At 19.6% G+C, this 13066-nt stretch carries 11 protein-coding genes; 6 read left to right on the top strand and 5 right to left on the bottom strand.

Annotated elements, in window-relative coordinates; genetic code table 25:
- Positions 1–376 precede the first annotated feature (376 nt).
- The 6 genes from VAMP_RS02985 (at position 377) to VAMP_RS02960 (ending at position 5010) form a co-directional block, all read left to right on the top strand.
- Positions 377–1564 (top strand): hypothetical protein, encoded by a 1188-nt coding sequence (locus tag VAMP_RS02985; RefSeq protein ID WP_213349067.1) that lies wholly within the window; start codon positions 377–379, stop codon positions 1562–1564.
- A gap of 54 nt (positions 1565–1618) precedes the next feature.
- Positions 1619–2305, top strand: coding sequence for a TraC-like domain-containing protein (locus VAMP_RS02980; protein WP_213349066.1), 687 nt, complete (start codon positions 1619–1621; stop codon positions 2303–2305).
- Between the two features lie 28 nt (positions 2306–2333).
- A complete protein-coding gene (gene recA, locus VAMP_RS06700) occupies positions 2334–3326 on the top strand; it encodes a recombinase RecA (protein ID WP_213349065.1) in 993 nt (330 codons plus the stop codon).
- A gap of 26 nt (positions 3327–3352) precedes the next feature.
- The gene (locus tag VAMP_RS02970; protein ID WP_213349063.1) at positions 3353–3748 is read left to right on the top strand and encodes a hypothetical protein; all 396 of its coding nucleotides are present in this window, start codon (positions 3353–3355) and stop codon (positions 3746–3748) included.
- A gap of 78 nt (positions 3749–3826) precedes the next feature.
- Positions 3827–4276 carry a hypothetical protein gene (locus VAMP_RS02965; protein ID WP_213349061.1) on the top strand — a complete coding sequence of 150 codons (450 nt, stop codon included), beginning with the start codon at positions 3827–3829 and terminating at the stop codon, positions 4274–4276.
- Positions 4277–4284: 8 nt separating this feature from the next.
- Entirely contained in the window at positions 4285–5010 is a 726-nt protein-coding gene (locus tag VAMP_RS02960; RefSeq protein ID WP_213349060.1) for an RsmE family RNA methyltransferase, read from the top strand.
- Positions 5011–5054: 44 nt separating this feature from the next.
- Here the strand turns inward: VAMP_RS02960 and dnaK are convergent, their stop codons facing one another.
- The 5 genes from dnaK to VAMP_RS02935 form a co-directional block, all read right to left on the bottom strand.
- Complete coding sequence (gene dnaK, locus VAMP_RS02955) at positions 5055–6965, bottom strand: molecular chaperone DnaK (protein WP_213349059.1); 1911 nt, start codon at positions 6963–6965, stop codon at positions 5055–5057.
- Between the two features lie 208 nt (positions 6966–7173).
- A complete protein-coding gene (locus VAMP_RS02950; protein WP_213349057.1) occupies positions 7174–10272 on the bottom strand; it encodes a hypothetical protein in 3099 nt (1032 codons plus the stop codon).
- Between the two features lie 187 nt (positions 10273–10459).
- Positions 10460–11938 (bottom strand): hypothetical protein, encoded by a 1479-nt coding sequence (locus VAMP_RS02945; RefSeq protein WP_213349055.1) that lies wholly within the window; start codon positions 11936–11938, stop codon positions 10460–10462.
- Between the two features lie 167 nt (positions 11939–12105).
- The gene (locus VAMP_RS02940; RefSeq protein ID WP_213349053.1) at positions 12106–12417 is read right to left on the bottom strand and encodes an RNHCP domain-containing protein; all 312 of its coding nucleotides are present in this window, start codon (positions 12415–12417) and stop codon (positions 12106–12108) included.
- Positions 12418–12845: 428 nt separating this feature from the next.
- Positions 12846–13066, bottom strand: a 221-nt coding sequence (locus tag VAMP_RS02935) for a hypothetical protein (protein WP_213349050.1), incomplete at its 5' end; no start/stop codon positions are given.

Below are 13066 nucleotides of genomic sequence, written 5' to 3'. Positions count from 1 at the left end.
ATAGATTCTATAATTAATGTTTATGATGATTTTGAACAAAAATTAAATACTTTTTTGAATAATGAATTTTAGTATATTAAAATAAATATTTTAACAGCAAGTTTAAAATATTAATAAAAAATTAAAATGTCAATAATAGTATAAATAATTAATATAAAAATCAAATAATAATTCTTAAACTCAACAAAATATTTTTATATTACCTAAAATATATTTAATATATAAATACATAATATTGTTTATTAAAAATTAAAAAAGATCTTATTTGTACCAACAATTTAACATTGCTGGCACAAAAAAATAAAAATTACTTGAATTATTTAATTTCTTTATTATAATGTTTATATAAATTTTTATAATTTAAATTAAAAGATTAATGCAAAGAAATATTATATTTACATTTTTTGTTATAGTTGTTTTTGGTACACATTTTGTTAGTTCTCAAGATTATTTAGATAATGATTTGGATGCTCTTAGAGAAGAACTTGAAAGAGCGGAACAAGATAACGAAAATATTGAAGAAGAAAATATTGAAGAAGAAAATATTGAAGAAGAAAATATTAAAGAAGAAAATATTGAAGAAGAAAATATTAAAGAAGAAAATATTGAAGAAGAAAATATTGAAGAAGAAAATGTTGAAGAAGAAAATGTTGAAGAAGAAAATATTGAAGAAGAAAATGTTGAAGAAGAAAATATTGAAGAAGAAAATATTGAAGAAGAAAATGTTGAAGAAGAAAATATTGAAGAAGAAAATATTGAAGAAGAAAATATTGAAGAAGAAAATATTGAAGAAGAAAATATTGAAGAAGAAAATGTTGAAGAAGAAAATGTTGAAGAAGAAAATGTTGAAGAAGAAAATATTGAAGGAAAAAGTCCAGAAGAAATATATACAGAAGAATATATTAATAGTTTAGATTTTACTAAAATATACAATAATCATATACATAGATATATAACATCTATGTCTAGTTATGAACCTATTGGTAAAGAATATTTTGAAGTTACAAATATAGATTGGATTGAATCAAATACTGCTAGAGTTTCTTATACAGATTGAAATAATTTTTATCAAGCTGATATTACTTTATGATGGTGGAATTGAAAAGTTTTGGAAGTTTGATTTGAAAATATAAATGATGAAAATATAGAAAATAATGAAAACATAGAAAATAATGAAAATATAGAAATAAACAGAGAAACTTTATCTGAAAAAGCTGAAAAAAGTTTATCTGAAAGGAAAAAAGAAGTAGATAATATGTTTAATAGACTTAATACTAAAAATAAACAAGAATATCAAGATATAAAATTAATGACTCAAAATTATGTTAAAAATATAGAAGATTCAGAAATTTTGTCTGATAAGTTGGAAAAATTATCAAGTATATTTTCTCAAGTTGAATCTTTTAATCTTTCATTTCAAAATAGAAATTTGATATATGCAATATTATTGAATATAAAAAATGAGTTTGAAGTTAAAATATCTGAATTAAATTCTGTTGATGAAAATGAAGATGAAGATGAAGAAATTGATTTAGATACTTTGTTTGAGGATTTATTGAAATAATATGTTTGATAAAAGTTTTGTTAATTTTATATTAAAAAGATTGTATAATTAAAAATGTATGACGAAGCTAAAAAAATTAAAAAATCTAAACAAAATGAAAATCAATTTAATACAGAGAATCTATTGGATATATCAGAGATAAGAAATAATGTAGTTATATTAAAAGATTGATGATTAAGATCTATTATTAAAGTCTTTTGATTAAATCTTGATCTTAGAAATTATGATGAACAACAAGTAGTTATAGAACAGTACAAAAGATTTATAAATTGATTAGATTTTTCTATACAAATATTAGCTCGCAGTACTTATCTTGATCTTACTGATTACATTTCTTTCATTGAAGAAAAAATTGATGGAATTGAAAATGATGTTTTGAAACGACAAGGTAAAGAATATTATAATTATCTTGAAAAAATAAATTCTAATCAATGATTAATATATACTAAAGAATTTTATGTGATAATACCTTATTATCATGGTGCTAATGATACTCAAGAAATATCTAAGCCTTGGTGGAAAAAATTGATGGATGTTTTAGATTCAAAAGAAAATCCAGAAAAAGTTGTAAGTAGATATAGAAATTTTGTAAAGAATAAAAAACATTTGGATGTAAGAACAAATATAGTTGAAGAATGATTGAAGTGAATTTGATTATTTTGTGAAAAATTAGATATAAATGAAATAGTATCTTTATTATTCAAAGTTAATAATCCAAATTCACATAAAGAACAATCATAGTGTTAAATTTATAAATTAAATAATAATTATGACAGATAAAAAACAAATATTAACTGATGCATTCAAAAGTATTGAAAAAGAATTTTGAAAATGATCTATAATGAGATTATGAGACAATATTGATTATGGTAAGATAAGTACATTTTCTACATGATCATATATTATGAATACTATAGTTGGTGGTGGTTATCCTCATGGTAGGATTGTTGAAATTTATTGACCTGAAAGTAGTGGTAAAACAACATTTGCATTACATGCCATTTCAGAAATACAAAAAAAATGAGAAATGGCTGCATTTATTGATGCAGAACATGCTTTGGATCCAGAATATGCAAAAAAATTATGAGTAAAAACTGATGATTTACTTTTATCACAACCTGATTATGGTGAACAAGCTTTACAAATTGCACAAGAATTGGCACAAACATGAATTATTAAATTAATAGTTATTGATAGTGTTGCAGCATTAGTTCCAAAAGCTGAAATAGAATGAGATATGGGAGACAGTCATATGTGATTACAAGCAAGACTTATGTCACAAGGTTTAAGAAAATTAGCTTGAGTTCTTTCCAAAACTGGTACTACTGTTATTTTTATTAATCAAATAAGGAGTAAAATAGGTGTTATATTTTGAAGTCCTGAAGTTACATCTGGATGAAATGCACTTAAATTTTTTGCATCTCAAAGAATAGAAATTAGAAGGTGAGAAAAGATAGAAGAAGATAAAGAACAAATATGATATAAAGCTAAAATTAAAGTTGTTAAAAATAAAATTTCACCTCCATTTAAAACTGCTGAAATAACTGTTAAATTTAATCAATGAATTGATAAAATGTCTGATCTATTGGATGCTGCTATGTTTTTTGATATAATTCAAAGATCAGGAGCATTTTATTCAGTATGAGACAAAAAAGTACAATGAAAAGAAAATCTTTCAAATTTATTAAAAGAAAGTCCTAAGTTATTAAAATCTGTTCAAGATCAGTTAGATGAAAAAATTAAGATTTCTAAAATAAAATAATTTATTTATAATAATTTATAAATAAAATGAAAAATCCAGTACAAGAAATGTATTTGGAACAAATGATAAAAAAATCTTGGAAAAATAGAGATTATATTAGATGCAAAAATCTAGTCAATTTTGCAAATAAATATTATCCTTGAAATGAAATATGACAAAAATATAAAAGAAAAATTTCTAAAATAAATATAAAAAAAGAATATATTAGATATGTAAGAAATTTTAATGATAATTGAATTTTATTTATTATTTTGGAAGTTATTAGTATATATTTTACATATCTAATATTTATTAAATTTTTTTGAATAGAAAATTTTGAATATACATTTATATTTTATTTTATTGCTATTCTTTTATTAATTAGATTTAATATTTTTTCTATTTATAATATTATTTATTGAAAAAAAGTTTTAAGTTATTAAAATTTTAGTTTTTTAATATATTTTATATAAAAATAGAATTTTTTAAATTAAATAGTTTATTCATATTAAACATATTAGATGAAAAATCCAGTACATGAAATGAATTTGGAACAAATGATAAAAAAATCTTGGCAAGATAAAGATTATATTAGATGTAAAAATTTGGTCAATTTTGCAAATAAATATTATCCTTGAAATGAAATATTTCAAAAATATAAGAAAAAAGTTTCTAAAATAAATATAACAAAAGAATATATTAAGTATATAAGAAATTTTAATGATGATTGAACTGTACTTATTCTTTTGGAGATTATGAATATAATAATTTCATATATTATATTTGTTGACTATTTTTGAATAGAAGATTTTTGAGAAGATTTTGAATATGTTTTTATATTCTATTTTATTGCTATTCTTTTATTAATTAGACTTTTTATTATACCTATATATAAGTTTATAGATTGAAAAATAATTATTGCTAGTTTGGCATCATCATCAGAAAAAATAGATAAATCTATAGAAAAATAAAAAATAATATGCAAAAATTTATAACTAGTTTTGATAAAAAAAATAATTATATTTATATTTGAGATTTAAATGTTGTTAATAAAATTAAAAATGTTCTTAGAGCTAAATCTGGATATGAATTTCAAATTCATAAACCTTTTTTTTATTGAGAATTAAGTAATATAAATGTATATACAGTAATATTATATGAAATTAAGAAAGATGAAATAATTGCAAAAATTACTTTTTGTCAAAAAATAAATATTTTACAAAAAAAATCTTGATATTTAGTTCCAATACTAAATAATTTTGATAAAATGGATTTAATAGTCCAAAAATTAACTGAGATATGAATAGAAAATATTATTTTTTGGAAATCTTCAAATAGTCAAATAAAAAATATTTCAGATAAAAAATTTGAAAAATTTAAAAAAATATCAATAGATGCAGTACAACAAAGTTGAATGTTTGCATTACCAAAAATAAAAAAAATAGATAATTTATTAGATTTTTTGGAAGATATAAGTTTATGTATATTTGATTTTGGGGGAATTGATTTAATAAATATTGAAAAATCAAATTTTGATAAAAAAAATTTATGGGGAATATGTGGTCCAGAATGATGATTTTCAAATTATGATTATTCAATATTAGAAAAATTTAATTATAAGAAAATTTCTTTATGAAATAGTGTTTTGAGAGCAGAAACATGAATTATAGTTTCTTCTTGGATTTTAAAAAATTTTATATATTAAAAAAGAATTGTAAATTAATACAATTCTTTTTTATATTTAATATATTATTTATTCTTATTTTCGCTTTCATCATCTTGTATAACTTCAGCTTCAGTAGTTTCTGCTCATTGTGTTTGTTCAGAGTTTCATTCTGTTCATTCTTGTGATTGATTTGTTGCAGATACTTTTTGCATTATATCTTGTATTTCTTTTTGTAATTTTTCAATTTTTTCTTTTACTTGTTCAAGACTTGCATTTGGATCTTCCTTTGTTTGTTTAGCTTCTGATATAAGTTCAGCAATTTTATCTTTATCAGATTGTTCCATCTTATCTTCGTTATCTTTTTGGAAGTTTTCAAGTTGATATGACATAGAATCTAATTGATTTTTTTGTTCAATAAGTTCTTTTCTTTTTTTATCTTCTTCAGCAAATTTTTCTGCATCAGCTTGCATTTTACTAACTTCCTCTTCAGAAATATTAGTTGCTCATTGAATAGTTACTTTTTGTTCTTTACCAGTAGTTTTCTCTTTTGCAGATACATTTAATATACCATTTGCATCTATATCAAAAGTAACTTCAATTTGTGCTTGTCATCTTCTCATAGGAGGAATTCAATCAAGATTAAACATACCAAGATTTTTATTATCTTGTGCCATAGTTCTTTCTCATTGAAAAACATTAATAGATACAGCAGGTTGATTATCTTGAGCAGTAGTATAAGTTTTACTCTTACTTACTGGAATGGTTGTATTTCTTGCAATTACTACATCCAGAATTCAACCTTCAACTTCAACTCATAAAGATAAAGGAGTAACATCTAATAATAATATATCCGTATTATCTCATTGTAATATACCTCATTGAACAGCAGCACCAGCAGCCACAGCTTCATCAGGATTTACAGTCATTTTCGGTTCTTTTCCAAATAATTCTTTTACAGTTCTTTTAATTAAAGGAACTCTAGTACTTCATCAAACTAAAATAACTTCATTAATATCACTAGCTTTTAATCAAGAATCATTTAAAGCATTTTGTACAGGTTTTCTAGTTCTATCAGCTAAATCTTTTATCATATTTTCAAATTGAGCTTTACTTATAGTAGTTTGCAAATGTTTTGGTTGTCCATCTTTTCAAGTAGTTATATAAGGAATATTTATATCAACACTATCAGAATGAGATAATTGAATTTTTGTGTTTTCAGCTTCATCTTTAAGTCTTTGTAAAGCCATAGTATCATTATCCAAATCTATTCATTCAGAATCTTTAAATATTTTTTTCAAATAATCAATTATTCTACTATCAAAATCTGATCAACCTAAATGAGTATCACCATCTGTTGCCAAAACTTGAAAAGTTCATTCTGATCATATATCCAAAATAGTTACATCAAATGTACCTCATCATAAATCATATACCGCTATTTTTTCATCTTTATTTTTTCAAACTCAATATGCAAGAGCTGCAGCAGTTGGTTCATTAATTATTCTTTCTACTTTAAGACCAGCAATTTCACCAGCAGCTTTAGTTGCATTTCTTTGGGAATCATTAAAGTGAGCAGGAACTGTAATTACAGCACTATCAACTTTCTCTCATAAAAACTTTTCTGCATCATCTTTAATTTTTTGCAAAACAAATGCTGATATTTGTGCCGGTTTATAATCTTTACCATCTATTTCAAATACAACTCAAGAATCACTTCATTCTTTTGCTTTATAAGAAATATTTTTTAATTCTTCTTTTACTTCTGAATATTTCCTACCAATATATCTTTTGGCTTCATAAATAACATTGTTTGGCTCCAAAACTGCTTTTCTTTTTGCTAATTTTCATACCAATAATTGTTCTCATTTTATATAAACTACTGAAGGAGTAGTTCTATCTCATTCTGCATTTGCTATAATTTCTGGATTTTCTCATAATGTATAAGCAAAAGCAGAATTAGTTGTTCATAAATCTATTCATATAATTTTTCACATAATTTATTTATTTTTTAAAATGTAAATAATTTATCATATCATCTTATGATAGCACCTATATTATATAGATGCTATTGAAAAATTCAAGAGAAAATTAACTAATTTTGAGAAAATATATAATATATTTAACACAAAAAATGATACAAAATACAATTTGATATATTTTAGTTTATTACAAGTTTTTTTGATTATATTTTTTATATTTAAACTAATTTTTTAACTTATCTATCAGTATATTGAAATCAGATTTTGCAGATATTTTATATTTTCAATATAACATTGATAAATATATCATTATACTTCATATTAACATAAATGCAAAAACTCTTATAACTCAATTATCTAAATTAGCCCATATATCATACATTAACATTTTAGTAATAGTAATTGAAATAATCAATAAACCAAAAGATCTATATATAGGATTCATAAAAATAAATCAATAATATATAGAAAATAAAGATATTAATCACCAATATATAGTTAGTGCAATATGATTACCAACAATGTTATATATATAAATTGAAGATATTAATAATATATATATTATTAATATATATGTTAAATATTTATATTTTAATTTGTAATAATAAATATCTAAAAATGATATTATTAAAATAATTAATGTAAATATATAATTATAAAAATATGGATTTATTAAATTTGTTATAAATAATTGAAAAAAAGTTATCATATAAATAATAAATCAATTAACTTTTAATAATAAAGGAAAATTTAATTCTTTATATGATATATATGAAATTAAATTAACAATTCATAAATAAACTAATAAATTAACATCAAAATACGAATTTAAAATAACATATATTCCACCATATGTAATTAATATTCATAAAAAATGAAGAAAATATATATAATAAAGATAATTATCTTTTGCTTTTTTAGTTTTTATTATATTTATATAAAGAATTAACAATATAATTAAAAATGAAAAAATATAATATATTTCATATGAAGAACTATTTACAATTTCTCAAAGAGATGCAAAATATTTTATTATTCACATAGTAAAAATTATTATTCAAAAAACTAATAATTTATGTATAGAAGTTCTACTATAAAGTAAAAATACAATAGATGATATACAAAGCCGTGCAAAAGCATCAATTCAATATATATTATCAGAAAAAATAATAATAATTGAAAGCATAAATATAAGAACTGAACTAAAAATATATAAATACGAAGAATTTCTTATATTTTCTTGTTTTTCTTCTAGTTTCTCATTAGAGAGTATATTTATATTATTTTTGATACTAATATAATATCAAATTATAAAACATATAATTGAAATTAAAATAACAAAATATCAAAAATTAATAGAAATTCAAAAAGAATTTCGTAATTCATAATATGAAAATATAACATACAATATAGAAACCAAAAGTCATTTGATAAGACTGTATATATTATATTCTATCAAATTTTTATTAAAAATAGGAAGAGAGAAACTAAGTATATTAAAAATTATTATAAAGAATAAAGTATAAATAATATTGCTAGATTCATAATCTATAAAAGGTGTAAAAATAGCTATGAAAAAATAAGTTCATAAAACATATAAAAAATTATATCATTTTTTGAAAGAAAAAAAGTATGAAAATAGTAAATATATTAATGAAGTAAAAAATATCATAAAATAATTAATCAATGTTATTTCATATGAATTATTCATAAATAAATATCAATTATTATATAATATGAAAACTCATATTAATATAATAAATATATAAAATTGAGTTTTTTTTCAAGATTTATAAAATATTAAATACAATATCAAAAATTTTAAAAATAGAATCAATGGGAATATAAAATAAAAAAACAATAAATTATTAAAACTTAATACAAATACAAAGAAAAGAAATAAAGAAACATAAAACAAATAAATAATTTGTCAAACAATAAATCAAGATAAAACTAAATACAATATAAATATATTTATTCAAAATAATGAAAATACATATGATAATATAATCCATATATTTTGAATTCATTCTCAAAGGGAAGAAACTCAAACAATTAAAAATAATAATAATAATACAAAAGATGCTACAAACATATTTATAATATGTTTTTTGTAATTATTAGTATATGCAAAATATATATTTAAAAATACAATTAAATTAAATCACAAAAGCTGTAATATAAATAAATATTCATGACTTGTAGAAATGGAAGTAGTTAATATAAGCAATGATCATAATATGATACTAAAATAATTTAATACAATACTAGTTCATTCTTCTCAATTTTTATTTTTAATATATGAAGAAGCTAATGAAGCTAAACTTATAAATACAGAATATATAATAATTAATAAAATATTATTTGCACTATCTTCTCATCAAATTAAAAATGGAATAATATATGCAAAAAATATTGAAAATAATAAAATATTATTTGATTTTATAGTATATGATATATATACAGAAAATCATGTATTCATTAATAATAAAATAAAAGTTAGAATAGGTCATAAATATCAATCTTCTCAACCCAATATAAATCTACCAGAAAGTATAACAATATAATTTATAAGAATTGAAACTCAAAATAATATTTTACTTTCAAGTGAATATCATTTTTTTCATAAATAAAAAGCTCATAAAAATAAAATAAATCAGAATGAAAATCATATAATTATTTTTGCAAAATCATTTAAATAAGTATAAATTAAACTCATAAAAAACAATAATCATAATGACAAAAGTATTCATCATATCTTTGCCATTATATTTGTTGAAAAAAATGATTTTATAGAATATTTTATTTTAAGATCTAATGTTAAATTATCATCTTTTTCATTTTCATCTTTTTCATTTTCATCTATTTCAGATATAGATAAATTATTATCTTTTATACTATTGTCTAAATTATTATCTTTTATATCATTATTTATCAATATATTTTCTTTTGTTTCAGCAAAAGAATTATTATCTAAATTATTATCTTTTATACTATTGTCTAAATTATTATTTTTAATATTATTATTTGTCAATATATTTTCTTTTGTTTCAGCAAAAGAATTATCATAATTAATATTTTGATTATCAACATATTCTTCTTGTTCTTTATCAACTGTAGTTTCTTGTTCTTTTGTATATGTAGAATTATTTATTTCAATATTTAACTCATTTATTATTTCTTGTTTAATATTATTTTTATATTCTTTAATTTGTTTTTCTATATTTTCTTTTGAAAAATAAGTTAATTTTAATGTTATTAAAATAATAATAACAATAAATCAAAGACCTTCAAATTCATTAGATAAAAATAAAAAAATCAATATAAATAATATTAATATAAACCAAAATATTTTATTTAAGAAATTATGCATTAGTTTTAGACTATTTTAACATATAAAAAAAATCAAAAATACACTTTAATTATTAGTATATAGATTTTTTTATATATCGCAAAAAAATATTTTATTAATATATAAAAATCCAGATTAAATTCTGGATTATTTTTATTTATGTTTTCATAAATTTAATTTTATTTCATATTCTATTATGAGCATCTAATCAAGTTAATTCATAATTTCAATTATAAATAAGTGATGATACTGTTTCAGAAAATTTATTGTAATCAATTCTATAACTATAATTTCATCATATTTCTGCATCAAGATTAATATTTATAGTTCAATTATCGTTTTCAAATCACATTTGGTATCAATCATTTGGTTTTGCTTGATATCGTTCTCGTGATTTAAATGGATTAATTGAATTCCATTCATATTTCATGATATAATTATTTTGTCAAATAACAAGTTGATAATTATCATTAAAATTAATTTGATTTGGTATTTCTATATTTTTTTCTCAAGCTAATTTTTCATAAGCTTTTTGTTTTTCTTGATCTTTAAAATAAGAAATATTGATAGGTAAAGCATTTCAAGAATTTTTAATTGAATCTTGTATACTATAATCTAGTATATCTAATATATTTTGTTCATCAAGATTTCGTATTTGTTCTAATGTAAGATTTTGCAAACTTTCATAATTATCAATATAAATTTCATTTGCATACAATTGTGATCAATTTGATGTTGAATTTGGTCTATTATATTTTTTTCATTCTTCTTTTTTGTAATAATCTTTCCAATCTATAATTGTAGTTCATTCATTAAAAACAGCTTGACTGGTTCATATTGAAAATAATTTATCATTGATATCAGAAATTGTATATTTATGATTTTTTTCTTTCATATTTTCATTTATATAATCTTTATTTAATCTTATCAATGTAATATATTTTTCCAAAAAATTTTTTTGATTAAAATTCAAGTTTTCAGGTTCTTCTTTTGAAGATAAATAAGTATCAATATAAACTTGAATATCAGCAATAGAATTATTTTCATTATTTATTTCTTTCATAAATTTGTCAAAGGGTACTTGATTAATTATATTAAAAGTTCATTTAATTATATCAGTATTATCAGCAAATCATTTTTTTTCCAAAAGTTCACTTATTTTCTCATTATCATTTTTACTATCAATATTTTCTTGTTTAGTTTTGCCCCACAAAACATTTGATATAAATTTTCATATATCTCAAAAGGATCTTAATGTTTTTTCCAAAAATGTTATTTTTCTAGTTTTATCTTTTGTTTCTTGCAAATCTAAATCTATACTATCTGCAATTTTTATTTTTGCTCAAGATTCTATTAAATTATTAGCTTCTATTGAACTAGATAATATTTCCAATTGATCTTTAGTTTCTTTACTTAATTCTTGTTTCTCTTTTTCTTTTTCTTGTTCTATATCTTTCAATTCAGTTTCCATTCTTTCAATTTCTTCTTCAATTTCTTCATTATTTATTTCATTTCAATTATCAATTTTTTCTTTTAAATTATCAATTTTTTTATTAAAATTATCTTTTTTTTCTTCATCATCAAATTGACTTGTTTTATCTTGCAACTCATTTAATCTTTGTACAAAATTTTCCATTTTTATTTTTGAATAAATAAAATTATTTATAATAATAATAAAATATTATATTGATAAAATTGTATTATGTCAAATATTTGAAATTATATTTTTTATCATATTTTTAAGATAAAAACCACTACCCTAGCATATTTCAAATAAGAAAAATAAAAAATTTTTAATATGATTTAAATAAATTCTATATAATATTTTTTAATATATTCATCCAAACAAGATATTTCATCATCTATATTTGATTTATTCCAATGTATATCAGAACATTTTTTACATTTAAATAAAATTTTAATTTCTCAATTAGATAATTTATACTCTATAGGAAACATTTCTCATTTACATTCACTTTTTCTATCTCAAGGAATTTTTTGATCCAGATGCATACTTGTAAAACAATAAGGACAATGATTCCTACAAGAAATTTTGGCAATAGGAACATATTTTCAACATTTAGCACAAACAAAATCTTCATTTATTTTCTTCATAATTTAATATTATATATTTAAAAAATATATTTTAATATTAAGTTTTTAATTTTTAATCATAAACAAACTTTTATATTTCAATTATAATAAATATTTGTTGATTTAATAGATAATTAAATAGAAAATATTAATAAAATTAGTTTAAAAAAGAATAACTAATCTTTATAGAGTAAAATTTCTAAATCCTTGATTTAAACAAGGATTTAGAATAATATAAAAATATTTTTATGTACTACATAAATTTTATAATCTTATTTTAAATAATTTAAATTTTTTTCTTGAAGCTCATTTATTTATTCTACTTTATTTATATATTATCTATTTTAAAGTAAACTTTACTTATATTTTTTAATTTAGTTAATAATGTATTTAATGTATATTCTTGTAATAAATCTTTAACTTTTAATCTAAAATCTTTAACTTTTAATCTAAAATCTTAAAATAAATCAACTATTCCCTTTATTTATCAAAAATAGATTTTTTTCTACTTCAATACTCTTGCCCTTGCCTTTTTTGCATACTGTATTAAAATCAATTATTTTTCAATTTTTTATTATAATGCTAATTAAATTATCAGAAATAGAATCTATCTTGATTTCTGAATAACATCAATTTAATATATCATTTTCTTCACAAATATGTATTTCTT

Origin of the sequence: Candidatus Vampirococcus lugosii, from assembly GCF_018420025.1 — a bacterium.
GTDB lineage: Bacteria > Patescibacteriota > Gracilibacteria > Absconditabacterales > Absconditicoccaceae > Vampirococcus > Vampirococcus lugosii.
This window is presented reverse-complemented; position numbering and strand designations above follow the sequence as displayed.